The sequence below is a fragment of the Mycolicibacterium canariasense genome (assembly GCF_002101555.1).
In the GTDB taxonomy this organism is placed as follows: Bacteria; Actinomycetota; Actinomycetes; order Mycobacteriales; family Mycobacteriaceae; genus Mycobacterium; species Mycobacterium canariasense.
Map to the genome: position 1 here is coordinate 1 of NZ_LQOL01000061.1, position 25,351 is coordinate 25,351.

The following is a 25,351-nucleotide window of genomic DNA, read 5'->3' on the forward strand; positions in this document are numbered from 1 at the left end:
CGTACTACCCTCACCACCAGATCGGGAAGCACACCGGTCACACGAAACGAGGTGTGCATCAAACCCGGGATGCTTCACCTGCTCCCAGCCACACGTACCCCTGGGTGCGGGCGCGATGCTCGTTCATTGCCCGGTGTCGACCCGTCATCTCTCAATTCCCGTCTCACGTCTTCACGTCACCAATCTGACCTTGACCCTATCGAAGACCCTATCGAATTAATACCCCAGGAAGGGACGCGGCGGCCAGCTGACACTGAACCATCCCGCGTTTGATGCACGTTTGATGCACGTTTGATGAACACTTCTTTTCGTAGGAAGGTGCATTTCATGACGAGCAAGTACGATGTCGCTTGCCAGGATGAGATCCCCCCTCCCGAGACCGTGGAGGCACGATCTCGGGGCGCCGCTTAGTCTTACTTAGCACTGCGCCGATGCCGGTCGCCGCCGCCAACCCCGTCCACCACGGGCAGGTGGCGGTGCAACAGCAGCACCTCGACCAGCTCACGGGTTCCCCGGGCCATCACCGTGAGCACGTCGCGCCGCGGCCCAGAACGCCTCATGGGCGGCGGTGAACACACTCGCGCCGTGTGGCTCACGATGCCATTTCTCGCAGAGAAAACGGCTTGCAATCATGTTTTACTGTCAGTAAATGCGATGTAGCTGAAACCTCGGCATGCGCGACTGTCCTTGCCTGGTGTCAGGAGGAGGGTTGATGAAATGAGTTGCTAGGCAGCAACAAATCTAAACAGCGCGACGAATCGTTGACTGGAATGCTGCTGCTGTTGCGCAGTTCACATTGTTGCTAAAGCCGTGCTGAAGTCACTCTGGCGGGCAGGAATTTGACCGCGGGAGTGCAGAGGACGCCATGGCCGCCGCTTGACCGTCCTGCCCACGCCGGGCCGCACCCACGTGGGCAGCCCGCTTCCTTCGATACCGACGGAGGTCACACCATGACCGTGGACATCACCACCGACCCGCCCGCTCAATTGACCGCTCCACGCGCGACCACCGGCACGTTGGGAGAACTGGACGTCGACATGGTGGCGGCGCTCTGCCGGGCGAGTACTCGGCGGGGATTCAATCCGTTCATCGACATCGACTGGGACGCACCCGAGAACCTGTTGGATGCGAACGATCCGCGCTGGCAGCTCGATCCCGCCGTCGCTCCGCTCGCGACGACGTCTTGGTATGCGCAGCAACCACTTCAGCGGCGCATCGAGATGAGTCGCTGGATCACCGCGAACATCCTCAAGGTCACCCTCCAGTTCGAAATGATGTTGATCCGTGGCGTGATTCACTACGCCGGGACCTTGCCGAACGGCTCTGTGGTGTTTCGGTATCTGCTGCACGAGCTGACCGATGAATGCCATCACATCCAAATGTTCCAGGAATTTGTCAACCGCTCGGGCGACGACGTTCCCGGGATGCGGCGAGGCTCACGGATCTTCGGGCCAATCCTGGGCTTTATTGGCGGCTACGCCAACATCTTTCTGTTCATCGGAGTTCTGTGCGGGGAGCAGCCTCTGCACTTCCAGCAGACGCTGCAACATCGTGGCTCGACTGCGGTGCCCCCGCTGCTGAACAAGATCACCTCCATTCACCTGGCGGAGGAAGCCCGGCACATCTCGTTCGCCAACCAGTATCTGGCGCAGCGCGTTGCCGCGGCGGGACGGTGCCGGCGGATGTTGTACGCCTTGGCATTCCCTGTCTACCTTCGGTGGTTGATCGGCGAAATGATCGCACCACCACGCGCGTTCGCCCGGCAGTTCGGCATTCCCCGGCGCGTGTTCAAGGCCGCCTATTGGCGTAGCGCCCGATCGCGGCAGATGTTGGCTGAATCGGCCGCTGACGTGCGGCGCGTCGCCGAAGACCTTGGGCTACGCACGGTCTGGTCACGGTGGCTGTGGTCGCTGCTGGGTATCGACGGGCGGTTACCGCGGTACCGCGGTGAACCCGATCGGAGTCAACCGTTCATCCGTATGGCAGGGCTGCCAGCAGTGATGTGGCGGCGTGTAGCGGCCGCGGCGATGATGGCGGGCGTTGCTCTTGCGGCGACACCGGTCGGGTTGCGGATCATCGCGGTGGCCGCGGCCGCAGCAGCAGTGTGGGCGTCCTACCATCTGCTGCGGGCCCGTCGCGGTGGTGTGGTGGGCAACCAGCCTTTTGAGTGGCCCAGGCTGGTTGTCTGGGTGGTGGTCTGCGTGGCCATGGTTCCCGCCGGTGGGTTGATCGGACTGGCGTTGGTGGTGTTCATGATCCTTGCACTCGCCGAATTCATGCCGACGTTATGACCGAATTGCCATCCTTACTATGCACGCGCCGGTCGGCTGACATCGGTTAGCCTAGCTGGCGGTCGCCGGTGCGGGAAAGACGATGGCGGGTGACATCGCCGGAGGAGGCTGCGATGGGCGCGGCGCCGGTGTAGGTGGCGAACGCGTCGGCTGAGCGGAAGCGGGTGAACGGTGCCGACTCGGGCCACGATTTTGGCGGCGTTGAGGACCCCGATTCCGGTGAGCTCGGTCAGGGTGGTTCCGGATGCTTCGACGGCAGCTGCGATGTCGCCGGCGGCTTTGGCGATGCGACGGTCGAGTGCGCGGATCTCGGCGACGAGGTCAGCGGCCAGGCTGCGCAGCGTTTGAGGGCGACTTCGCGGGACCGGATCTGGCGCAGGATGTCGGCGGCGCGGTCAGCAGTCAGGCCACGCGCAGCGCCTGACGGTGTGAGGTGGGTCAGCAGGACGTGCAACCGGTTGAATGGTTTGAGTGCGCGTCTTGACCAGGTCCCCGCGGTGTTCCACCACGGCGCGCAGGGCGGTGATGGCCGTGTCGACCGAAGCAGCGTGAAGCCGAGTGGCAGTCCCCCTACCTTCAGCGGTTCCGCCCCGCGTGTTTTCGTGGCATCGGAACAACGACGTTGGTTCCGTAGGTTTCGTGCGTGAGTTCGGTGATCACCGCGGAAAGCGTTCTGATCTTGCTTCTCAGCTGAGCGTTTTCGGCAGCCAATTCCTGGTGGTGATGACGGGCCTGTGCAAGTTGTCGTTGCAGTGCCTCGGCATTCGGAGCGACGGGTCCGCACCCGACCGATGCCTTGAACTCGTTCAGCAGGTCGCTGTGATGTTCGTAGAGTCTCTGCCGTGATATTCCGGATTCGTCAGCCAAGGCCACAATAGTGTGCGCTCCGTTGCTGCGCTCGGCTTGGTTTTCTCGGAGGCGGATCATGGCGGCCTGGACCAGCAGTCGTTCCTCATCGTTACGGGTGGCTTTGCGCACGAGAGTCATTCGTTCTCTCCGCCCTGTTGTGGCGTCGGCGGTCGGCTGGATTCGTGTTCTGCGAGTGCCTTTCGGTGCTCGGTCAGGCGAGTCTGAATTCGTTGCCGCAGCGGTTCGGGGAGTGCGGGGGTAGCCAGGTCTTGTTGGAGTGCGTTGACATGCTGGCGAAGGTTGGCCGCGTCGCGGTCGGTACGGGCAGCATTGACGCAGCCAAGACGGCACCGACCCCAGGAGGGTTCAGCGGAGCTGTCAGTAGGGTCAAGACACGCCGCAGTGGCGCGCCGGAACACGCACGTCACGACCGCGCCGTGGTGGATCTGCAAGTCGGGGTTTGATAGTGCGGTGTTGATCTGACTCTTGGTGGTGATTGTCAAACCCGCAAATTTCCTTGCTCTGGTGACGCGGGCCCGGTACTCATCGGCAGCCGGACCGGAGACGTGCTCGCCGCGCTCGAGCCTTTGGGAATCGTCGTGGATGGTCTCAGCGCGGTGGAGAAACTGTTCGAACGTGATCTCGTCGAGAAATCCCGAGTCTGCTCCGCCGGCGTAACCTTGAATCAGTTGTGTGTGCAGGTGGCCGTATTGCGTTGCGCCGGCGATCGTTCCGCCAGGCCGCCGCACGATGTGCCAGGCCAGTGTGCGCCGCAGGCGCGGCACTTGGATCTTGCCCTGCGGATCGGCAGCGATCAGCGGATGGCTGATTGCTGGACAGAGCTCGCGGTTGAACCATTCAATGAATCGTGTGATGTCGGTGTTAATGGACCCTGGCGTCCTGGTACGGGTGGAGCCGTAGAGGAATCGCTCCTGGGAGCACAAATTGAAGGCTGGGAAGAGGAGGTCGCTGACTGTGATCTGCCCAAGGACGCTGACGGCATGAGCGGTTTCGTCGGTCACGACCCACGGGACCGTGGCAGGGGATCGGTCCCGGCGCCGGTCATCGGCCTTCAACTGGTGGCCGGACATGAATGTCAACGCCAGCTTCGAGTCTCGGGTTATGCAGCCGCGCCGCAGGTTGAGCGCCTCGCCGGTGCGAACACCCGAGAGGTAGGCGATCACGATGAAACAGGCTGCTGTGACGTGGCGAAGCAGTTCAACGAGTTCCATCGCATCGACGGGGTCTTCACGCCAGGGGCGCGTGCCGATGGCGCTGAATGTGTTGACGCGCAACATGTCAACTTCGATCGGCAATCCATACTCGGTCAACATGACCGAAGTTTCTTTCATACGTTTCAGTTCGCCGTGGTTCAGCCATCCGCCCACGGCCAAACCCATCAGATCGACACTGGTAGTTTCGCCCGTCCGGACACCCGGAAGTGAGGCGTCGTTGCGGTCAAGCGCGGCAAGCACGCAATCGAGTTGCTGCTTGGCGGTCTCGAATACCGACACCGTACGAGCAGGAGCACGGCGGATGTCGGGTGCGATCTGATGGGCTAAGTGACGCATCGCGAGAAGGTTGCGCGCTGCGGGAAGCAGATCGGCAGCGACCGAATTGGTAACCACCAACGCCGCCGAGAGCAGCGGTTCCATGACGTCGGGATGAATACGAGGGGTCGTGTTCGGCTTGCCCCAGGATGACTCATAGTTGGCAAGCCCTCGCGCACTCGCACCACCCCACAACGCGCCCGCGGGAAGCCGGCAATGCGCAGGCAGGACCTCCCGGTACAAGTGCAGACGCTTGATCGCCTGTAGCGCCGAGCGTTTGGATCCGGCGCTGACACCTCTCATTTCGGTGACATGGCGCAGATAGCCGTTGAGGTGTTCGGTGCTGACCTGCCCGAAGGATGTCACCCCCATCTCCACCAGCCACATCGTGAACCTTCGCAACGGCACCAGCTCACCCCAGATTGTCTTGATATGCGGATAGAGTGACCGGGCGCCGTCAAGCCGGGGTGCATCGTCAACCACGTTGAGCAAGGCGAACAGGTAGAGCTTGCAGGCGTGGCGAAAAGGCGTCGGGAACCCATCCCAGTGCACGGCTTGTCCGGCACTGTGCCGGTCCTCGATCGCCGCGGACAGGTCCCACACCGGGTCGCCAAATCGGCACCGGCTCCCATCGACGTGAAGGGTGCGGTTCAACAAGACCTCGGTGTCGGGGGCGACGTCGACACCGGCCACCAGGTCGAGTGCTACAACTGTTTGCGTCATGACGCTTCCAGGTTTCCCGACAGCAAGAGATTGACTGTGCGGTGATCGCTGTCGGTGATCTCGGCTCGCGCGGCGGTCAGCTGGGCCTGCTCGTACTCGGCGAAAATGTCGTCCAGTTGCGCGAGGGGACCCGCGTGATCGGTGATCCACTGCCCGATGGGCATCTCCTTGCGCAAGTCACGGAGCCGGTCAGCAACGACCAATTGAACGGGCAAGTGGCGCGGGAAGGCGCGGGCGTTGCTGCAGTCAAGGCATGCCATAAACGACTGGCGACACCGTTTACCGTCGATCGGCGAGTGCTCAAAATCGGCGCAATTGCCCAGCACAGCGTCCTGGGCGGATCCGTTGTCGTGGTTGTCCGGATGCACCGTCATCGAGCGCCGGGCCAGCGCTTGTGCTACCTGCTCATCGAGCGCCTCGGCCACGATCTGGAACCCCTCGTTCCTCACCGACTCCATTCGGCCCAGATAACGAGCCAACGTGGCCGGCGTGTGGGCCGTGGGCTTTCGGACCTGCTCCAGGTAGGTTTTGCGCAGCCGATCCATACTGATCCCGAGGAGCAAGTCGTCATGCCCGGGATCGCCGGTGAGCCACGGTGCCATCCAACGCCGTCGAGCGCTGACGCCGGACGCAGTTCTGCTGATGCCGTATCCGAAGGGTTTCTGTTCGACATTGTCTGGCTGGGCACTGTAGTAGACGAAGGCGTGCTGGCACCCGGTCAGCGTGCGGGCCGGTTCGGTCAGTTCCAGCAGCAGCATGAAGACCCCGTAAGCGGTAGTCAGCGACGTGTTGGCCACGGCGGCGCGCCGATTGTCGCCACCGTGCGGCATTGGTTCAGGGCGCAGCGCGGTCACTGGCACCGTCATGGCCGACCGGTTCCCACGGCGGGGCTTGTCGGCGTTGACGAACACGATGCCGGGCTCGTCTGGGCTGCTGGCTTGTCGGTGTGGGGCGGGCAGCGATTCGAGCGTTGACAGGTTCAGGCCGGTCAGTCCGGATAGGAGAACAGCGAACGCCCATGCTTCTCCCGGGCTCAAGTGCAGCAACGATTGAAGTCGGCATCCGCCAGCTGCGGTCACCGCGCGCCGCGTCACGAAAGCCCTTGCACCTGAGGCAGTGCGGGGGAAGTCGCCCTCACGGGCGCAGTGATCAAGCACTTCGGCCAGACTGCGCCCGGGGTGGGCACGGGGTTGATGATCGAACTGTCCCGCACGATAGTCAGCGACCATCCCCCAATGAGTCCGCAATCGTGCGCGCGCCCGCCGAACTATTCCCCGTGCCACCACGTTGATTCGGCGCATCTCGTCGGCGGAGTACGGTTGTCGCGCCTTCGCGTTCTTCTGGTGACGCACGCGCGCGAACGCCTGACGTGCCTCATCGGAGACGACAGGACTGCAGCGCAGCAGCGTCTTGAGGCTCGGTGCGGGGCCAGGGCCGCTGGGTACCCGACACGATAGGGCGAGCAGCCGGGCATCCGAGGCTGACAAATCTGCCAGTCCCCCTATTCCTGGACGGTTTTCGGCGAGCCAGCAGCAGGCATGCCGGGCAGCCTGCCACAGCGCCCCAGCCCCCCGCAATCGCTTGGATACGCCCAGCACACCGGTGGCATCCTCGAACGCGATCGCGAAATCGTGGCGGATTCCGCTGTTGCCCGGCAGGGAACCGAAGTCGAAATCCTTCGACTGAGCACCATCCTCGCTGACGAACGTCACGATGAGCCCGCGTCGCCGCAATACCGGTCGCCACGCCGGATCCGGCTGCGCCGCGCGGCGACCCGTCATATTCCGACCGTCAACACACGAGACTCACCGACGCCAGCTGCTTCGACGAGACGCTCAAGGGATTGCCGATCGTCAGCATCCATCAGCGCGATCAGCTCCTCAACCTGCAACGCCTGAAACGGCTCAAGATAAACGCTGCGTGTCACCTCAGCACTACGATGTCCAAGAAGTGTTGCCATGAGAAACCAGACATCACCAAGCTGATTGCGGAAGTCCCGCTGCTCCTGCTTCGTCAACATATCGGTACGGCGCCACGCCACGAAAGTGGCAATGCAATACCACCGCAGCGCAAAGGAATGCCTCAGCATGTGGGGACGGCACCACAACGGCGTACCTCCCACTTGCACAATCGCTTTCGCGACCCTGGCGTTCGCGCGGTCGAATGTCTTGTACCAGGAGTGTTTAGGGCGAGGTATCCCGTCGTGATTCAGCCACATCCACATCGGCTCCAGGCCATCGGGTCCCCTGCGGAACAACTTCATTCGTGTCGACGGCCCGAGTGCGTCCAGGAGGACCGTACGACGCGATCCCGTCGCATCAACAACCTCCAGTTGCCCATCCCGCCGAACGCGCTGAACAATCCAATGATCCGCAATGTGCTCATACCGACCAGCACCTTGCGCGCGGGCGATCGCAGCAGTGCGACTGCCTTCCTGCAGATAGAAGTGAACTTGTTGGGCGACGCGGCGCCGCATCCAGAACGGTCGCCCGCTACCACCCTTCGCGCAACAAGGCGCCACGCGCGAACGCACAAGCCCCTCAGACCCCGGCTTGGGCACCTCGATGGTTAACATGCTGGCCCACTCGCCGATTCGCAAACCCGTCCCGAACAACCCCTCAACGAACGCGACATCGCGGTCCTCAGTCACTCCGAGCCAATCCGGACGCGGCACGCCCTCCACCGTGAAACCACGCAACCCCAGGTTCCGCCACAACCGAAATGCCTGCGGGGTAAGCCACTTCACGTCGGCCCTGCGTATCCCGGAGGGAGTGCTCTCCAACACGACTTTGCCCCCAACCACCCGCGATGTGGCAATCACACGGGCTCGGACCGGGTTGTCGATTCCGTGCTGCTCGGCGGCCCACAAGTAAAAGCTGCGGATCGCGGCACGATCGACACAGAAACTATTGGCACTCACATGCTGAGGGTTTTCCTCAGCCGACAACCGCCACTCCTTGAACGCAGCCAGTTCCGATCGCGACGCCTGACCCCATCGAACGCCCATCGCGTGCAGAAAATCCAGCCACACCTTCAACGACAAGGCATAACGACGCAAAGTCCCCGTTGCTCGTCCCCTCACCAGCGGATCCCGCCAGTAGGCGTTCACCAACGCATCCGCACGCCCCCACGGATCAACAAAGAACGGAGTGCCATCACGCGCACCGTTTCGCCTCGCCCAGGTCTCGACATCACCCAAACCCGGAACCACTTCGTCCACCGATACGAACGGCTGGCGGAAATCGTAGAAATGAAGAGTCCAACCATCAGCCGAAGCACCAGCCATCCCCGGCCCCCTCGCCTCACGAACATTGCCCCCATCATCACCGACATACTTCCCCGAACGTCTTCGACACGCCTGTCGGGCAGAGAACGGGGGACTGGATCCGCCCGGGGCAGTCCACCACGGTCGAGGTGTTCACGAATTCGTTGACGGCCTTCTGCAGCGCGGCCGAATCCACCAGCAGCGAATAGGTCGCCGACACCGGCCCACCCTGATCGGTGTTGGCAGTGCAGGCCACGGTCGCCATCGCACCCGCCAGCCGCACCACCGGCGTGCACGCACCGGCCGGATAACCCGCCGGGAGCGCACGCATCAAACGGGACGTGGGATCGCCGGGCTGCTCGCTGGTGCCCGACGGCGCCGACGACGATGCAGTGGGCTGGGCGGGCGCTGCCGGCGTCCCGGAATCACCCGAAGACCGCAGCAGCAGGAAGGCCGCGCCGGCGCCGACCGCGGCCACGGCCGCCACCGCACCGACGATGATGCCGATGTTCGCGCCGCGCCGCGGGGGCGCCGGGCGCGGAATCACCGGCGGGGGCCCTCCACCATCCCATGACCCGGGCGTACTCACGCAGCAACCTCCTTGGCAGTCACCCCACCAAACTAAGCGATGGACAGCGCGATGCCGTCCAGGATGTCGTGCTCACTGACGACAAGTTCGTCGATGCCGGCCAGCTCACCGAGGACCGTGGCCAACTCCTCGACGATGATCGCGCCGCCGCCGATGACATCGGCCCGACCCTCGTGCATCGGCCCCAGCGCGGCACGTTCGGCCGCGCTCATCCGGATCAGGGTGTCACACATCGCTAGCAGATCACCGAAACCGGTGCGGGACAGGTGGATCAGCTTCGGGTCGTACTCCTGCAGGCCGTGCGCGAGCGCCGCCAGCGTGGTGAACGTCCCGGCCACCCCCACCCAGGTCCTGGCCTGGCTGACCGGAACCGCCCGTAGCGCCTCGTCCAGCCGTTCGCGCACCATGGCGCGCGCTTCCCCGATTTCGGCGGCGGTGGGCGGATCCGTCTGCAGGAAACGCTCTTTGATGCGCACGCAGCCGATATCCGCCGAGTAGCTGGCGGTCACGCCGGACTCGCCGAGCACCAATTCGGTGGATCCGCCACCGAGGTCGACCACGACGAAAGGCCCTGCGGCCGGGTCGAGTTCGCCGACCGCCCCACGGAACGACAACTCCGCCTCCTGGGTGCCGGTGATCACCTCGGCCACGGTGCCCGGCACCACCTGGCCCAGCAGCCAGGCCGTCATCGCGAAGAACTCATCCCGGTTGGCGGCATCGCGGGCGGCCGAGGTGGCCACCATCCGCACCCGCTGGACACCGTGGGCGCGCATGGTCGCCGTGTAGTCCGACAGCGCGGCTTCGGTGCGGGCCAGGGCGGCCGGGGCGAACTCGCCGGTCGCGTCGACGCCCTCACCGAGGCGCACGATGCGCATCTCCCGGTGCACATCGCGCAGCCCATCCGGTACGACGTCGGCGATCAGCAACCGGATGGAGTTGGTACCGCAGTCGATAGCGCCGACTCTCACGTCCACACCTTCGGGTCCAGGATGCCGGCCATGGCGGGTTCGACGGCCAGCAGTGCGAGTGCCTCGTCACCGAACGGGTTCACGCCGGGGCCTTTGGCCAACGCGTGGGCCATCAGCACATGCAGGCATTTCACTCGGTCCGGCATCCCGCCGCCGGAGAACGTGGTGCCCAGCGATTCGATGGCGTCACGTTCGGCCAGGTACGACTCGTGCGCACGCCGGTAGCCGGCGGCCAGCTCGGGATCGGCGGCCAACCGTTCGGTCATCTCCCGCATCAGCCCCGAGGATTCCAGCCGGCTGGCTGCCGCGGTCAGGGCGGGATGGGTGAGGTAGTACAACGTGGGGAACGGGGTGCCGTCGGGCAGCCGCGGCGCGGTCTTGACCACGCCGGGTTCCCCGTTCGGGCAGCGATAGGCGATCTCCAGGACGCCACGCGGCTCGCGCCCGAGCTGCTGGGCCACGGCGTCCAGATCTGCCGACTCAACCACCGGCGGGCGGGGGTCCGGGCGGCGGGGCATCCGGGCCGGGCGGTGCGCCCGGCGGGGGTGTCATCACCGGTGAAAGATCATGTGGCGCATCGGCAATGGTGTGCCACAACGCGGTGTACCAGGGATCGTCGGACTTCACCGGCGCCCCCTCGACCCCGGGCGCGACGGGTTGCGCCGCCGACGGTGGCAGCTGCACCTGGTACGGGATGTCGCCGGGCATGACGAAACCCAGTCGTTCCCGCGCCTGCGCGGCGATGAACACCGGATCGGCAAGTTTCACCTTCTGCTGCTCAAGATCTTCGATCTGCGAACGTAATTGGGTCTCGGCGGCTTTGAGCTGATTCATCTCGGCGCGCTGCGCGAAGTAGGTGCGCACCGGCCCGGCGATGGTGAGCGTCAGCACGCACACCACCACGGCCAGGATCGCCGCCCGCCGGGCGGCCGACCCGAACCGCTGCTCGGACTGGGTGTCCAGCGATTCGGCCGCCGCCTTGCGGATCGACTCGGCGACGCTCTCGGCGACCGGTTCGACGGACTCGGCGCCGTCCTGTCCCGGCTCGGCCGGACGCGGCTCGATCCGACGCGGAACGGCACGCGACCGGGCGGCACCCGGCTTGCCCGGCCGGGGGGCCGGGCCTCGCCGCCGCTGGTCGGGCCGTTTCGCGTCGGGCATAGAAGCGAAGTTACTGGCTCACCGGCGAGAACCGCGGGAACGCCAGGTCACCGGCGTACCGCGCGGCATCGCCGAGGGTTTCCTCGATGCGCAGCAACTGGTTGTACTTGGCCACCCGCTCGCTGCGGGCCGGGGCGCCAGTCTTGATCTGGCCGCTGCCCACCGCGACCGCGAGATCGGCGATGGTGGTGTCCTCGGTCTCCCCGGAACGGTGGCTCATCATGGTGCGGTAGCCGCTGTTGTGTGCCAGGGCGACGGCGTCCAGCGTCTCGGTCAGGGTGCCGATCTGGTTCACCTTCACCAGCAGCGCGTTGCCCGCACCCTTCTCGATGCCCTCTTCCAGGCGCTCGGGGTTGGTGACGAACAGGTCGTCACCGACCAGCTGGACACGGTCGCCGATTGCGGCGGTCAGCGCCACCCAGCCGTCCCAGTCGTCCTCGGACAGCGGATCCTCGATGGACACCAGCGGGTAGGCCTCGAGCAGGCCGGCGTAGAACTCGGCCATCTGCTCGGCCGTGCGGGTTTCCTTCTCGAAGGCGTAACCCGTTCCGTCGGTATAGAACTCGGTCGCGGCCACGTCCAGCGCCAGCGCCACATCGGTGCCCACCTTGAAGCCGGCGGCTTCGATCGCCGAACCGATCAGGTCCAGCGCGGCCCTGGTGCCGGGCAGGTCGGGAGCGAAACCGCCCTCGTCCCCCAGGCCGGTGGACAGGCCCTGCTTCTTGAGCACGGACTTCAGCGAGTGGTACACCTCGGCACCCCAGCGCAGTGCTTCCTTGAACGACGGCGCGCCGATCGGAGCGATCATGAATTCCTGCACGTCCACCCCGGTGTCGGCGTGCGCGCCGCCGTTGATGATGTTCATCATCGGGACGGGCAGCACATGCGCGTTCGGGCCGCCGATGTAGCGGAACAGCGGCAGCCCGGCCGCCTCGGCGGCACCCTTGGCGACCGCCAGCGAGACACCCAGGATGGCGTTGGCACCGAGGCGCGACTTGTCCGGCGTTCCGTCCAGGTCCAGCAGGGCCTGGTCGACCAGGCGCTGGTCATCGGCGCTCAGCCCGATCACGGCCGGGGCGATCTCGTCGAGCACGGCCTCGACCGCCTTCTCGACGCCCTTGCCGCCGTAGCGGGCGCCGCCGTCGCGCAGCTCGACCGCCTCGTGCTCGCCGGTGGACGCGCCCGAGGGCACCGCGGCGCGGGAGATGGTGCCATCGATCAGGGCAATCTCGACCTCGACGGTGGGGTTACCGCGCGAATCGAGGATCTCGCGGGCTCCGACCTGTTCGATGATGGGCACGGGTCCTCCTTGTTATGACGGGCGTGACGGGTCATGCGCTCGACCAAGAGCCTAAAGGGTGGGGTCGCCGACGGCGTCTTCAGAGTGGGTGCCCGGCGGCGTACGCCGTCGCCCAGTCCCGCACCGTGCGGGCGTACTGGTCGGAAAGGTTGTAGGCCCGCAACGCGTCCATCCAGCCACGCGGCTTGGACAGGTCTTTTCCGCGCCAGCACAGGTATCCCGCCGCCGACAGCGCGGCGTCGTCGATGTTGTCGGGGCTGACCACCCCGTCGTTGTTGGCATCCACCCCGTACAACCGCCATGTCTCGGGGATGAACTGCATGGGGCCCATGGCGCGGTCCATGGTGGCATCGCCGTCGAGCTTGCCCCCGTCGGTGTCCGGGATCTTCATGTTGCCCATGGTGCCGTCGAGCTGGACGCCGCGGATCGGTGGCCGCACGTCACCGTTGGGGGCGACGACGGCCCCGCGGTAGGTGCCGTGATGACTCTCGACCATGCCGATCCCGGCCAGTGTGGTCCACGCCAGATTGCATTTGGGGTTCTCCACCTGCGCGACCCGTGCGGCATAGGCGTACGCCTCCAGGGCGGTCACCGGGATGCCCAGTGCGGGTGCGCGTTCGGCGGCCCAGGCGTGCAGCGCGTCGGCAGGCCGGCCCTTGGCGTGGGTGTCGACGGATGGCACCGGGTCACCGGCCGGCGGCGGGACACCGTCGGGAATCGGGATGCCGGTCTGCCAGGAACAGCTCGAGGCCATCAACAGGGCCGTCGCGCCGATCACCACGACAGCCCGCAGCCAACGCACTGGCGACACCGGACTCCTCAAACCGCTCTGCTTGCTGCCATCGTCCCATGCGTCGACTGTGATCCCGCTCAGTCACACCCGGCCGGGTCCCCTGTCGCAGCGCTCGCCCCGGGCGGACTCCTTGCGCCCGCGGCCCCTGATAAGGTACGCCACACCTATCTTTGGCAAGGCAAAGCTGGGTAAGCACGGGTAGCGAGGACAACACCATGACGGCTCTGGCGGGACATCCGGCCACGCTGCTGGCCACCGCTCCCAATCTGACCTCACAGCTTTTCGGCAGCGGACTCATAGGTCTGCGCGAAGGGCTGGAAACCAGCATCGTCGTCTCGATTCTGGTGGCGTTCCTGGTCAAGTCCGGCCGCCGCGACGCCCTCAAATGGGTGTGGCTCGGCGTCGCCGGCGCCATCGCGATGACCATCGGGGTGTTTCTCACCATCCAGTTCAGCGCCTACACGGTGTCCGGGCTGGGCGCCGAGGCCATCGCCGGGGTGGCCTCCCTGGTCGCCGTCGTCATCGTCACCACGATGGTGCTCTGGATGAAATCGGCGGCCGCGACCATCTCCGGCGAATTGCGCACCGACATGGCCAGGGCCCTGGAAACCGGCGGATTGGCGGTCACCGCCCTGGCCTTCCTGGCCGTCGGCCGCGAAGGTGTCGAGACCGCGCTGTTCATGGTGGGGTTCGCCGAGGCCGAGACACTGTGGCCGCTGGTCGGCCTGGTGGCCGGGGTGCTGATCGCCATCGCGATCGCCTACGCGATGTACGCCGGGGCGATCCGCATCAACCTGGCCAGCTTCTTCAAGTACACGGCCGTGTTCCTCATCCTGGTCGCCGCGGGGATCCTGTCCTACGGGGTCGGTGCGCTGCAGACGGTCGGCTGGTTGCCCGGCCTGGCCAGCAAGGCCTTCGACATCAGCTCCTGGTTCAACTGGTCGTCCTGGTACGGCCAGGTCATCCAGGGCGTCTTCAACGTCACGCCCACCCCCACCGTGCTGCAGTTCGGTGCCTGGCTGGTGTATCTGGCCATCGTGCTCGCCGTGTTCCTGCGGCCGACCGGTGCGCCGGCCAAGGGTGCCGACGCACCCCAGCCCGAGGGCCCCTCGTCCGACGCGGTCCCGGATCCGGAACCGTCCTCCACCGCAGAAAAGCACTGAAAGGTCGCCCACGTGAACAATCGCACCGCTCTGACCGCCGCGATGCTGGCCGGTCTGACGGGCCTCTTCGTGGCGGGCTGTACCGCCAAGGAGACCGCCAACTCCAGCGATCCGTCCAAGGCCGGCGCCGCCGGCGACGCGACGATCACCGTGACAGCCTCCGACGACAAGTGCGAACTGTCCGGCACCGAGGGCAAGACCGGTCCGGTCACGTTCAACATCACCAACAACGGCACCAAGGTCACCGAGTTCTACGTCTACGGCGAGGGCGAGCGGGTGATGGGCGAGGTGGAGAACATCTCCCCCGGCCTGCAGCGCAAGCTGATCGTGCAACTGGCCGAGCCGGGCACCTATCAGACGGCGTGCAAGCCGGGCATGATCGGCGACGGAATCCGGGGTGACTTCAAGGTCTCCGGTGACACCGTCCAGGTCGACACCGAGGGCAAGTTCAAGGAAGCCGCCGACAGCTACAAACGCTACGTCAACAGTCAGACCGACGCGCTGATCCCGGCCACCCAGCTCTTCGTCGACGCCGTCAAGAAGAAGGACGTCAACGCGGCCAAGGCCCAGTTCCCCATCGCCCGCACCTATTACGAGCGCATCGAGCCGGTCGCCGAGTCGTTCCCCGACGACCTGGACCCGCGTATCGACCTGCGCGAGGCCGACCTGGAGCCGGGCCAGAAGTGGACGGGCTTCCACGCCTTGGAGAAGCAGCTGTGGGTCACCGGGTTGCAGCCCGACGCCGACGCGCTGGCCGATCAACTGATGGCCGATGTGAAGGAACTGGACGCCGGGGTGAAGGCGCCGGACTGGACCATCGACTCGACCCAGATCGCCGGTGGCGCCCAGGGCCTGCTCGACGAGGTCGGCGCCAGCAAGATCAGCGGCGAGGAGGACATCTTCAGCCACACCGACCTGTGGGACTTCAACGCCAACGTGCAGGGCAGCCAGACCGCGGTGGCCTCGGTGCGGCCCATCCTCGACGAGCGCAACCCGGACCTGGGCAAGCGGGTCGACCAGCAGTTCGCCAATGTCGAAGCGCTGCTGGGCAAGTACCGCAAGGGTGACGGCTTCGTGCTCTACGACACGGTGACCGAGCCGCAGCGTCAGGAACTGTCCCGCGCCATCGACGCGCTGTCCAAAGAGGTGAGCCAGGTGCAAGGTGTCATCGCACCCCAGTAACCCCGCCGAAGAACCGGCCGAGCGGACCGGGCTGTCGCGGCGCCGACTGTTCGGTGCCGCGGGCGTGACCGCCGCGGTGGTCGGCGCGGCCGGCGCGGGGGCGCTGGCCGGTCGGGCATCGGCCACCAGCACGCGGACCTGGGAACCGCACGGCGCGGTGGCCTTCCGCGGCGAACGGCAGGCCGGCATCATCACCGAGGCCCAGGACCGGATGCACTTCTGCACCTTCGACGTCACCACGGACAACCGCGAGGATGTGGTGGCGATGCTGCAGGAGTGGACCGCCATGGCCGAGCGGATGACCAAGGGCGAGGACGCCGTCAAGGACGGCGCCGTGGGCCTGAACCCGTACGCACCGCCCGCCGATACCGGTGAGGCCCTTGGCCTTCCGCCGTCGCAGCTGACGCTGACGATCGGCTTCGGCCCGACGTTCTTCGTCAAGGACGGCAAGGACCGGTTCGGCATCGCGGACAAGAAACCGGCCGATCTGAACCCGCTGCCCAAATTCGCCAACGAGAACCTGGACCCGGCCAAGTGCGGCGGCGACATCTGCATCCAGGCGTGCGCCAACGACCCCCAGGTGGCCGTGCACGCGGTGCGCAACCTGGCCAGGGTCGCGTTCGGCACCGCGGCGGTGCGCTATTCCCAGCTGGGGTTCGGCCGCACCTCGTCCACCACGCGGGACCAGTCCACCCCGCGAAACATGTTGGGGTTCAAGGACGGTACCAACAATCTCAAGGCCGAGGACACCGACAAGCTGAACCGCAACGTCTGGGTCGCCCAGGGTGACGGCCCGGACTGGCACACCGGTGGCACCTATCTGGTGACCCGGCGCATCCGTAACCGGATCGAGGCGTGGGATCGCACCACGCTGATGGAGCAGGAGCGGGTGATCGGCCGCACCAAGGGCACCGGCGCACCGCTGGGTTACGACGACGAGTTCGCGCCGTTGGACTTCGACCTGAAGAACGCCAAGGGCGGTCCGATGATCGACCAGGATGCCCACGTCCGGCTGGTGCATCCCGACCACAACGATGGCATCGAATTGCTGCGCCGCGGTTACAACTTCACCGACGGCTCGGACGGCTTCGGACATCTGGACGCGGGCTTGTTCTTCATCGCGTTCACCCGGAACCCGCGGACGCATTTCGTCCCGGTCATCTCCAAGATGTCGTCCGACGCGCTCAACGAGTACATCTTCACCAACGGCACCGGCGTATTCGCCTGCCCGCCCGGCCTGAAAGACGGTGACAAGTCCGCGTACTGGGGCTCTGGCATCTTCGCCTGAGTTTCTCGGGGGTCCGCTCCGGAACTGCTGTGAGTTCGCCTTGCCCGCGTGCAGGGCCGGTCACGGCTGACATACTAACATTCGTATTACTGTACAAGTATAGGAATGATGGTCATGGACTCTCGACGTTTCCCCCTGGGCCGGGCGCGGGCCAAGCAACTGCGTTTCGTCACGGGCATCGGGGCGGTGTTCACCATGCTGGCGGCCGCGGTATCGGTCGACCACGCTTCGGATGCACCACAAGACACCACCTTCAGCCACTCCAGCATCAACACGATCGGCATCTCCACTCCCTACACCACGCCGACCACGCCGTCGATGAACATGGGCGCCACCATGGCACCTGAAACTGCACTACCGATCCCGGTCGTCGCCTCCGCCACCCCGTCGCTCTGAGGCCGACCGGCGGCGCGCATCAGTCGGGTAGGTGGCGGTTGCGCCGCAGACCCGTCACCGTCGCCGCCACCAAACCCACCAATCCCAGCCACATCCAGCCCGCGCGGGCCGGACCGCGGATCGTCTGATAGCCGATGTCCCGGTCGAGAGTCCCGTACACCTGCGACAGCTGAGCCAGGCTGTCGGCGTGGAACGCCTGTCCGTGGGTGATTTCGGTGATATGCCTGAGCGTTTCGTCGTCCACCGGCACGGGAATGTGCTGGCCGTCGAAGTCCACCACGCCATCGGGGGTGCCGAACGAGATCGTAGAGATCTGCACCCCCTGCTCGTTGGCGGCGCGTGCCGCGGTGAAGGCGCCGCGTGGATCATCCGGATTGGATGGAACCGTCTCCTTCCCATCGGATTCCAGCACGATCCGCGCCGGTGGCGGACCGTCGCCCCCACCGAGCACCGCCGTCGTCATCGCGATGGCCTGTAAGGCCGTGAAGATCCCCTCACCGGTGGCCGTGCGGGGTTTCGGTCGCAGGGAGCCGATCGCCTTGGACACCTCGCCGTGGTCGGTGGTGGGTGCCACCAAAAGTGTTGCTCCGGAAGAGAATTCAACCAATCCGAGATTGATACCGGCGGTGAGACCATCCGCGAACTGTTTACCCGCCTGCTTGGCGGCCTCGATCCGGCTGGGCGCCACATCGACCGCCGCCATCGACTCCGACACGTCGATGACGAGCATCACCACCGCACGGCTTCGCGGTATCCGGACGTCGTGCGTGGGACCGGCCATCGCGATGGTGAGGGCCACCAGGGCAACGACCAGCGCGAGTGCCGGCAGGTGACGGAGACGATCGGCTCGGCGCCCGGCGGCGATCGTCTGCAGCAGATCCAGGTTGGCGAAGCGCAACACCCTGCGCCGGGTCCGCCGCGTCGTGAGCCAGTAGGCAACACCCACGCCGGAGACGACCACCAGGAACAGCAGCATCCACCCGTCGGTGAATCCGGACAGGCCCAGGACCGTCATGTCGGCACGCGCCGGTTCATCAGCAGCGCCAGAATCGTTGCGGCCGTGGCGAGCAGCACCGCCAACCGAAGCCAGGCCACATCGGCGGGCCCGCGACTGGTCACGTATCCGAACTGGTCGGCGACCGCGGCGTAACTGCGATCCAAGTCGGTGTCGTCGGTCGCACGGAAGAACTGACCGCCCGACAACTCGGCGATCCGCTGCAGCATCGCGTCGTCGACGGGAACCGCCGCCATGGTGTCCCCCAGCCTCACCCGACCGCCTGCGGTACCGAAAGCGATGGTGGACACCGGGATCCCGGCATCACGGGCCGAACGTGCCGCGGTATATGCCCCTTTCGGGGCGTCGGGGTTGGACGGCTTGTTCTCTGCTCCGTCGGACAACAGCACGATGCGGGCAGGGGTGGCGCTGTTCGGGGCAGCAAGGACGGCCGAGACGGTCCGGACCGAGGCCAGGCCGGCAAAGATCGCCTCACCGATCGCCGTCGAATCCTGCGGGGTCAGATGGTCGACGGCGTCAACGGTGGCCTGATGATCCGGTGTCGGAGACACCAGAACGCTGCTGGTGCCCGCGAAGCAGATCAGCCCCAGGTTGACCCCCTCGGTGAGGTGCGTGGCGAACCGGGTGACCGCGCGTTTGGCCGCCTCCAGCCGCGTGGGATCTTCATCGTCGGCCCACATGGACTGTGACACGTCGATGGCCACCATGATGACCGCACGGTTTTGCGGCTTCCGGACATCCGTTGTGGGACAGGCGATCGCCACGACCAATGCCGCGACCGCCAGGAACATCAACACCATCGGCAGATGCCGTCCGGCCGTGGGCGGCCGGGAGCGCACGGTGCCCCAGCGCGCACGCTCGGCGAATCGCGACAGCCGCTGCCGCCTGCGCAGCTGGACCCACGCGTAGCTGCACGCCAGCACCGGTGGCAGCACCAGCAGGGCGAGATACGCCGGATGTTGCCAACCGGTCAGCGATATCGGACCCAGAGTTGCGACCGTCATCACCCTCCCGCCGTGTCCAGGTCACGCTCATCCGCCCGGCGCGTCGCCATCGGAGCACACGTTACATCACTTGTACAGTTATACAACTATGACTACGTTGCGTTCGCCGGCCGCGTGCGTCAAATGATCGGCGCGTAACGGCCACAACCCCCACCCGGTAAAGTCCGGCCTGTGAACTCGCCGAAGGCCCACGCGCACTGGTTGCGCGGCGGGCTGGTCGGCGGGAGTTCGGCCGTGCTGGCCACCTCGGCGCACGCCGGCGCGGCCGGTGCGCTGCCGCACGGTGCCGCGCTGGTCGCCGCGCTGCTGGTGTGCGCGACGGCCGGAGCCGCCGTCGGCGCCGTCGAACTGCGCGCCGGCTACACCCGGGCCGTCGCGGTGTTCGCCGCGCTGTGCGCCGCGCAGTTCCTCAGCCACGTCACGCTGGCCGTCACCGGCGGGCACCATCACGCCGGCGACGGCATGGGCCTGACGCCGGCCATGATCGCCGCACACACCGGCGCCGCGGTGGTGCTCGGCTTGTCCATCGCGGTGGTCGAACACCTTTACACCGTCTGCGCCACCCTGCTGACCTGGCTGCGGCTGTTCGCGGTCAACAACCCGCGGCCGGCCTCGCCGCCGATCCGGTGCGCCGAGCCCGTCGTCGTCCGTCCCGTGCTGCTGCGCCCGGGCCTGGGGATGCGCGCGCCGCCGTTCGGGATTCTCCCAACCGCCTAGCGGTTCGCCTCTCACATCACCGCAGACCCCCATGGGGCTGCGGTCGTGCGCGTATACCCGCGCGCCCCCACTTCTTTCGCAGCGATTCAGAGAGCACGTCTCATGACCATTCCCGAAAAAACGTCCACATCCGACCCCACCGACCTACCACGGCCCCGGCGCAGCTGGCGGCCGCTGCTGATGCGGTTGCACTTCTACGCCGGCATCCTGGTGGCCCCGTTCATCGTCGTCGCCGCCGTCACCGGCGGGCTGTACGCGATGGCACCGACCATCGAACGGTTCGCCTACGGCGACCTGCTCTACGTCGAACCATCCGGCCAACCGGTACCTCTGGGTGATCAGGTCGCCGCCGCCAGGACCGCGCACCCGGACCTGCACATGACCGGGCTGCGGCCCCCGGCCGACTCGGGCGAAGCCACCCGCGTCTACTTCGCCGATCCCACCCTCGACGCGGAGTTCCGCCGCGCCGTTTTCGTCGACCCGTATACCGCCCGGGTGCTCGGCGACCAGCCGACCTGGCTGGGTTATCTGCCGGTCAGCACCTTCCTAGACGGCCTGCACCGGCATCTCCAACTCGGCGAGCCGGGCCGGATCTACAGCGAGATCGCCGCATCATGGCTGTGGGTGGTGGCACTCGGTGGGCTCGCCCTGTGGCTGCTGCGGCGCGGGCGCATCCTGACGGTGGCCCGCGGTCTCAAGGGCCGCGCCCGCACCCTCAATTGGCACGGCGCCACCGGCGTGTGGCTGCTGGCCGGTCTGCTGTTCCTTTCCGCCACCGGCATCACCTGGTCCACCTACGCCGGGGCACACGTCAGCGATCTCCGCGCCGCATTCAATTGGCAACGGCCGGTGCTGAGTTCGGCCGTCTATGCGGCCACCGTCACCGACCCGGCGACCATCGACTACGACGCCGCAGTGCGGGCGGCCGGCCGCGCCGGGGTGCGGCTGCCCGTCGAGGTGGCCCTGCCCACCGAACCCGGCGCCGGGCTGGCCGTCACCGAGGTGGACAAGCCCTACCGGCTGACCACCAACGCCGCCACCGTCGACCCGGCCACCGGCATGGTGACCGGCACGCTGGACTACTGGCGCGACTATTCGGTGGTGGCCATGCTGGCCGACTGGGGCATCCGCGCACACATGGGTCTGCTGTTCGGCTTGCTGAACCAGCTCCTGCTGCTCGGTGTCGCGGTGGCGCTGGTGGCCGTCATCATCGGCGGCTACCGGATGTGGTGGCAGCGCCGCCCGACCCGCGGCTCGGCCTGGGCGGTCGGCAGGCCACCGCTGCGGGGTGTGTTGCGCACGCTGCATCCGGCGGCGGCGGTGGCCCTCCTGGTCACCGCCGCGGCGGTCGGCTGGTTCCTGCCGTTGTTCGGAATCCCGTTGGCGGCCTTCCTGATCGTCGACGTGGCCATCGGGGCGGTGAAGCGCCGTGGGTAGGCGCGCGGTACTGCTGGTGCTGGCCTCGGTGCTCGCCGTGCTGATGGCGGGCTGCACCGGCACCCACCGGGAACAGTCGATGGCGGCCGAGGTGACCGTCCGGGATCAGTGGGCCAGCGCGGCCGACACCGGAATGGCCGCGGTGTTCGGCACTTTCGCCAACAACGGACACCATGAGGCCCGGATCGTCTCGGCCACGTCGCCGGTCGCCGGCCGAATGGAGCTGCACGAGGTGAGCGCCGACGCGAGCGGCACCAAGACCATGCATCCCAAGGCGGGTGGCATCGTGATACCGCCGGGCGGAACCCACGATCTGGCGCCGGGCGGCGATCACCTGATGCTGATGGATCTCAAGGCGCCGCTGACGCCCGGCGCCGACGTCCCGGCGACGGTGACGTTCGAGGACGGCTCGACCCTCGATATCACCGCGCAGGTCCGCGATTTCGCCGGGGCCAACGAGAATTACCAACCGCATGGCTGAATTGAAGCGGCGGCGCCTCCTGACCGGGGGCGCCGCCGCGCTCGCCGCCGGTGCCGCACTCACCCAGAGCGGATCGGCTCAATCGGCAACGCCGCAAGGCGGATTCGGAACCGAGGTCGAACCCTTTCACGGTGCACACCAGGCCGGCGTGGCCACCGCGCCGCAGGCGCACGCGTTGTTCGTCGCGCTCGACCTGAAACCCGGCGGCGGCCGCAAACAGCTCGCCGCGGTGCTGCGACTGTGGAGCGCCGACGCCGCCCGGCTCACCCAGGGGGTGCCCGCCCTCGCCGACACCGAACCCGAGCTGGCGCTGCGCCCGGCCAGATTGACCGTCACGGTGGGTCTCGGCCCCACGGTGTTCGACCGGGCCGGGCTGGGGCATCGGCTTCCGGACACGGTGTACGAGATGCCGGCGTTCGGCACCGATCGGCTCGAATCTCATTGGTGTGGCGGCGATCTGCTACTCCAGCTGTGCGCAGACGACCCGATGGCGCTGGCGCATGCGGCCCGGGTGCTGCTGAAGAACGTGCGCAGCCTGGTGGTGCCGCGGTGGCGGCAGAGCGGATTCCGGCACGCCGCGGGAGCCGATCGATCCGGGGCCACCATGCGCAATCTGATGGGGCAGGTGGACGGGACGGCGAACCTGCGCACCGCGGCGGAGTTCGACCGGCACGTCTGGGACGACGGCGCCGGGCAGCCGTGGTTTGCCGGCGGCACCGTGCTGGTGCTGCGCCGGATCAGGGCCGAGATGGACACCTGGGACGAACTCGACCGGGAGAGCAAGGAATTCGCGGTCGGGCGCCGACTGGGCAGCGGCGCGCCGTTGACCGGGCAGCGGGAATCCGACGAACCGGACCTGACCGCCCAGGTCGGTGGCATCCCGGTCATCCCGCCCAACGCGCACATCGCGCTGGCCCGGCACCGCACCGCCGACGAGCTGATGCTGCGGCGCCCGTACAACTACGACGACCCGCCGCCGGCCGGTGTCACCACCGACAGTGGGCTGTTGTTCGCCGCCTACCAGCGCGATCCGGGTACCAGCTTCGTCCCGGTGCAACGCCGGCTGGCGGCAGCGGATGCGCTGAACACGTGGGTCACCACCATCGGCTCGGCGACGTTCGCGATCCTGCCCGGCGCGCCGCCCGGTGAGTATCTGGGGCAGTCGTTACTCGGTTGACGGCCAGTGCGCGCGCCGAGACGGGGTGTCACTGGAGCTTGGCCGCGATCTCGCGCGCGCCCGCAATCACCCTGTCGCCCGCGTGTTCCAGGTTCTCCGGATCCAGCCGATGCGTCAGGAAGCTGATGCTCAACGCATAGCGGGCGGGCCCGCCGCCGAGGGCGGGCACGGCGGCAGCCACACAGGTGAGCTCCTCGGCGGCCTCCTCCCGGTCTACGGCGAAGCCTCGCTCGCGGATCTCGTTGATCTCGGCCGCCATCTTCTTCATCGAGGTGATCGTGTGGCTGGTCAGCGCAGGCATGCCGGCCGAGGCGACGATGTCCCGCCAGACACTGTCCGGCATCGTGGCCAGCAGCGCCTTTCCCAGCGCGGAGGCATGCCAGGGATCGGTCTGCCCGACGTCGCTGACCTTGGTGACCGCTCTTCTGCCCTCGACCACGTCGAGGATGACGACGCTGCGGTCCTTGTGTGCGGCGAAGTTCACCGTCTCGTTGAACTCGTTCATCAGTCGCTCCATGGTCGGTATCACCGCATCGGAGGGAACCTGGTTGGAGAACGCGCGCTGCCCAAGCCGGAAAATCTCCCAACCCAAGCGGTACTGGTTCGCATTGAACCGTTCGATATAGCCGAGTGCGGCCAAGCTGTTCAGATACCTGAGCACGGTGGCCTCGTTCAGCTCTGTGCGCCTTGATATTTCGGCAAGATTTCCTACCTCGGAATCCGCCACCGCCGCGAGAATTCTCGCCGTGCGCTCGACGCCGATGAGGGTGGACGCCTTCTCCGTTGCCGCTGCTGTTTTCACTCAGTGAAGGTTACCAGCATCCAGTGCAGGCGAAGTCACACGCGCGCTTTCTGTTGACAGACCGTCGGCCACCTCATACATTTTCAATCAGCGCAGTTGTATATCACTCAGTGAAAGACGGACCAGCGCAGTCCGACCCTCGAAGGAGACGCGATGCCCACCGCAGCCGACAGCCGTGCCACCAAGGTCGACGGAGCCAGCATCCTGGCCTCGCAAGGCCTGCTGACGGCCGACGACTACGGCCTCACCCCGTCCGCCAAATCCTTCGACGACGGCGGCAAGTATCGACTGGAAATCTCTGGCGTCGAACGACTTTCGACACTGGAGGCGATGCTGGACGAGGCCGCCAAGCAGGGCGTGTTCATCCACCGGATCATCGCTTTCGGCGGCGGCACCACCTTGCTCACCACGACCGAACTGAGCGACGTCGCCGCTCTGGCAGCCGAGCACTCCATCGATCTGGTGGCCGTGCCGGGGCCGCGCACCGGATGGGACCTCGGTCGGCAGGCACTGAGCACCGAGGGTCAGGCCGGCGGGCGTCGCGTCCGCGGGCTCGACAATGTGCGGTATCTGCTCGACGACTACCTGCGGATCTTCTCGACGGGTATCCGGGGCGTGTTGGTTTGGGACGAGGGTGTTCTCGACATCCTGAACAAGGCGCGCGATGCCGGACACCTCCCCGCCGATGCCAAGTTCAAGATCTCCGTCTACGCCGGTCACGCCAACCCCGCCTCGATCAGGATCCTGCAGGACCTCGGCGCCGACAGCGTCAATCCCGTCGGCGACCTGAGTCGGCCGATGCTCGCCGCGATCCGGCGGTCGGTCGACATCCCCCTCGACGTCTGGGCGGAGACCTTCGAATCCTTCGGCGGCATGAACCGACTCTGGGAGGCCGGGGACATCGCCCGCGTCGCGGGACCGGTCTACTTCAAGATCGAGCCCGGCGAATCGGAAGCGGTCATGTACAACGGCTGGGTCCGCCCCGAGTTCCACGAAGAGCTCGTCCGGCACAAGGTCCGGCACGCCGCCATCCTCAACGAGCTCGTACAGACCAACGCCGCCGACGTCGCCGTGTCTCCTGGTCCGCGCACAGCGGCACGCGCACTGGCCAACTGACGCCCGGAGCCGAACGGAAGAGAGCACGACGTGACGAGACGTCATCATGCTGCATGCCGAGCGGCACGACAGGAGGACCTACTC

Annotated in this window: 25 protein-coding genes; 10 read left to right on the plus strand and 15 right to left on the minus strand. The window is 66.5% G+C overall.

The window, feature by feature from the left end; all coding sequences use genetic code 11:
- Positions 1–413 precede the first annotated feature (413 nt).
- The gene (locus tag AWB94_RS35225; RefSeq protein WP_162563617.1) at positions 414–560 is read right to left on the minus strand and encodes a hypothetical protein; all 147 of its coding nucleotides are present in this window, start codon (positions 558–560) and stop codon (positions 414–416) included.
- 390 nt (positions 561–950) lie between these two features.
- Here AWB94_RS35225 and AWB94_RS21995 point away from each other — a divergent pair, with 390 nt between their 5' ends.
- Positions 951–2,291, plus strand: a complete 1,341-nt coding sequence (locus AWB94_RS21995) for an AurF N-oxygenase family protein (RefSeq protein WP_082762321.1) — start codon at positions 951–953, stop codon at positions 2,289–2,291.
- A gap of 46 nt (positions 2,292–2,337) precedes the next feature.
- Here AWB94_RS21995 and AWB94_RS35895 read toward each other — a convergent pair whose 3' ends face one another.
- The 11 genes from AWB94_RS35895 to AWB94_RS22050 all read right to left on the minus strand — a co-directional run bounded on the left by AWB94_RS35895 (position 2,338) and on the right by AWB94_RS22050 (position 13,507).
- Entirely contained in the window at positions 2,338–2,406 is a 69-nt protein-coding gene (locus AWB94_RS35895; RefSeq protein WP_234785600.1) for a hypothetical protein, read from the minus strand.
- 461 nt (positions 2,407–2,867) lie between these two features.
- Positions 2,868–3,278 (minus strand): coiled-coil domain-containing protein, encoded by a 411-nt coding sequence (locus AWB94_RS22005; protein WP_062654861.1) that lies wholly within the window; start codon positions 3,276–3,278, stop codon positions 2,868–2,870.
- Positions 3,275–5,413 carry a hypothetical protein gene (locus AWB94_RS22010; protein ID WP_062654860.1) on the minus strand — a complete coding sequence of 713 codons (2,139 nt, stop codon included), beginning with the start codon at positions 5,411–5,413 and terminating at the stop codon, positions 3,275–3,277. Before AWB94_RS22010 ends, AWB94_RS22005 begins: the two co-directional genes overlap by 4 nt.
- Complete coding sequence (locus AWB94_RS22015) at positions 5,410–7,194, minus strand: hypothetical protein (RefSeq protein ID WP_084394953.1); 1,785 nt, start codon at positions 7,192–7,194, stop codon at positions 5,410–5,412. Before AWB94_RS22015 ends, AWB94_RS22010 begins: the two co-directional genes overlap by 4 nt.
- Positions 7,191–8,699 (minus strand): site-specific integrase, encoded by a 1,509-nt coding sequence (locus tag AWB94_RS22020; RefSeq protein ID WP_062654856.1) that lies wholly within the window; start codon positions 8,697–8,699, stop codon positions 7,191–7,193. Before AWB94_RS22020 ends, AWB94_RS22015 begins: the two co-directional genes overlap by 4 nt.
- 37 nt (positions 8,700–8,736) lie before the next feature.
- Positions 8,737–9,267, minus strand: coding sequence for a hypothetical protein (locus AWB94_RS22025; RefSeq protein ID WP_131805192.1), 531 nt, complete (start codon positions 9,265–9,267; stop codon positions 8,737–8,739).
- A 32-nt stretch (positions 9,268–9,299) separates the two neighbouring features.
- Entirely contained in the window at positions 9,300–10,241 is a 942-nt protein-coding gene (locus tag AWB94_RS22030; protein ID WP_062654852.1) for a Ppx/GppA phosphatase family protein, read from the minus strand.
- Positions 10,232–10,723 carry a DUF501 domain-containing protein gene (locus AWB94_RS22035; protein WP_062654933.1) on the minus strand — a complete coding sequence of 164 codons (492 nt, stop codon included), beginning with the start codon at positions 10,721–10,723 and terminating at the stop codon, positions 10,232–10,234. Before AWB94_RS22035 ends, AWB94_RS22030 begins: the two co-directional genes overlap by 10 nt.
- Positions 10,716–11,396 carry an FtsB family cell division protein gene (locus AWB94_RS22040; protein WP_062654850.1) on the minus strand — a complete coding sequence of 227 codons (681 nt, stop codon included), beginning with the start codon at positions 11,394–11,396 and terminating at the stop codon, positions 10,716–10,718. Before AWB94_RS22040 ends, AWB94_RS22035 begins: the two co-directional genes overlap by 8 nt.
- A gap of 10 nt (positions 11,397–11,406) precedes the next feature.
- On the minus strand, positions 11,407–12,696 hold the full coding sequence (gene eno / locus AWB94_RS22045; RefSeq protein WP_062654848.1) for a phosphopyruvate hydratase: 1,290 nt from the start codon (positions 12,694–12,696) through the stop codon (positions 11,407–11,409).
- Positions 12,697–12,775: 79 nt separating this feature from the next.
- A complete protein-coding gene (locus AWB94_RS22050) occupies positions 12,776–13,507 on the minus strand; it encodes a lytic transglycosylase domain-containing protein (RefSeq protein ID WP_062654846.1) in 732 nt (243 codons plus the stop codon).
- A gap of 197 nt (positions 13,508–13,704) precedes the next feature.
- Here AWB94_RS22050 and efeU point away from each other — a divergent pair, with 197 nt between their 5' ends.
- The 4 genes from efeU (at position 13,705) to AWB94_RS22070 (ending at position 17,518) form a co-directional block, all read left to right on the plus strand.
- A complete protein-coding gene (gene efeU, locus AWB94_RS22055) occupies positions 13,705–14,652 on the plus strand; it encodes an iron uptake transporter permease EfeU (protein WP_062654844.1) in 948 nt (315 codons plus the stop codon).
- Between the two features lie 42 nt (positions 14,653–14,694).
- Positions 14,695–15,834 carry an iron uptake system protein EfeO gene (gene efeO, locus AWB94_RS22060; RefSeq protein WP_062654932.1) on the plus strand — a complete coding sequence of 380 codons (1,140 nt, stop codon included), beginning with the start codon at positions 14,695–14,697 and terminating at the stop codon, positions 15,832–15,834.
- Entirely contained in the window at positions 15,815–17,122 is a 1,308-nt protein-coding gene (efeB, locus tag AWB94_RS22065) for an iron uptake transporter deferrochelatase/peroxidase subunit (RefSeq protein ID WP_062654842.1), read from the plus strand. Before efeO ends, efeB begins: the two co-directional genes overlap by 20 nt.
- A gap of 114 nt (positions 17,123–17,236) precedes the next feature.
- The gene (locus tag AWB94_RS22070) at positions 17,237–17,518 is read left to right on the plus strand and encodes a hypothetical protein (protein WP_131805191.1); all 282 of its coding nucleotides are present in this window, start codon (positions 17,237–17,239) and stop codon (positions 17,516–17,518) included.
- 19 nt (positions 17,519–17,537) lie between these two features.
- On the opposite strand, the gene AWB94_RS22075 is transcribed toward AWB94_RS22070, so the two are convergent.
- Together AWB94_RS22075 and AWB94_RS22080 are read right to left on the minus strand one after the other, a co-directional pair.
- Entirely contained in the window at positions 17,538–18,533 is a 996-nt protein-coding gene (locus AWB94_RS22075; protein WP_062654838.1) for a VWA domain-containing protein, read from the minus strand.
- Positions 18,530–19,537, minus strand: coding sequence for a VWA domain-containing protein (locus tag AWB94_RS22080; protein WP_062654836.1), 1,008 nt, complete (start codon positions 19,535–19,537; stop codon positions 18,530–18,532). The genes AWB94_RS22075 and AWB94_RS22080 overlap by 4 nt, the downstream gene beginning before the upstream one ends.
- A gap of 171 nt (positions 19,538–19,708) precedes the next feature.
- On the opposite strand from AWB94_RS22080, the gene AWB94_RS22085 reads away from it, so the two are divergent.
- The 4 genes from AWB94_RS22085 (at position 19,709) to AWB94_RS22100 (ending at position 23,349) form a co-directional block, all read left to right on the plus strand.
- Positions 19,709–20,254 carry a hypothetical protein gene (locus AWB94_RS22085; RefSeq protein ID WP_062654834.1) on the plus strand — a complete coding sequence of 182 codons (546 nt, stop codon included), beginning with the start codon at positions 19,709–19,711 and terminating at the stop codon, positions 20,252–20,254.
- 102 nt (positions 20,255–20,356) lie between these two features.
- Complete coding sequence (locus AWB94_RS22090) at positions 20,357–21,691, plus strand: PepSY-associated TM helix domain-containing protein (protein ID WP_062654832.1); 1,335 nt, start codon at positions 20,357–20,359, stop codon at positions 21,689–21,691.
- Positions 21,692–21,734: 43 nt separating this feature from the next.
- The gene (locus AWB94_RS22095) at positions 21,735–22,172 is read left to right on the plus strand and encodes a copper chaperone PCu(A)C (RefSeq protein WP_062654930.1); all 438 of its coding nucleotides are present in this window, start codon (positions 21,735–21,737) and stop codon (positions 22,170–22,172) included.
- Positions 22,165–23,349, plus strand: a complete 1,185-nt coding sequence (locus tag AWB94_RS22100) for a Dyp-type peroxidase (protein WP_062654830.1) — start codon at positions 22,165–22,167, stop codon at positions 23,347–23,349. Before AWB94_RS22095 ends, AWB94_RS22100 begins: the two co-directional genes overlap by 8 nt.
- Positions 23,350–23,377: 28 nt before the next feature.
- Here the strand turns inward: AWB94_RS22100 and AWB94_RS22105 are convergent, their stop codons facing one another.
- Positions 23,378–24,151: an IclR family transcriptional regulator gene (locus AWB94_RS22105; RefSeq protein WP_084394952.1), complete on the minus strand. Its 774-nt coding sequence runs from the start codon at positions 24,149–24,151 to the stop codon at positions 23,378–23,380.
- Positions 24,152–24,304: 153 nt separating this feature from the next.
- On the opposite strand from AWB94_RS22105, the gene AWB94_RS22110 reads away from it, so the two are divergent.
- A complete protein-coding gene (locus tag AWB94_RS22110) occupies positions 24,305–25,267 on the plus strand; it encodes a hypothetical protein (protein WP_062654827.1) in 963 nt (320 codons plus the stop codon).
- The last annotated feature ends 84 nt before the right edge of the window (positions 25,268–25,351 follow it).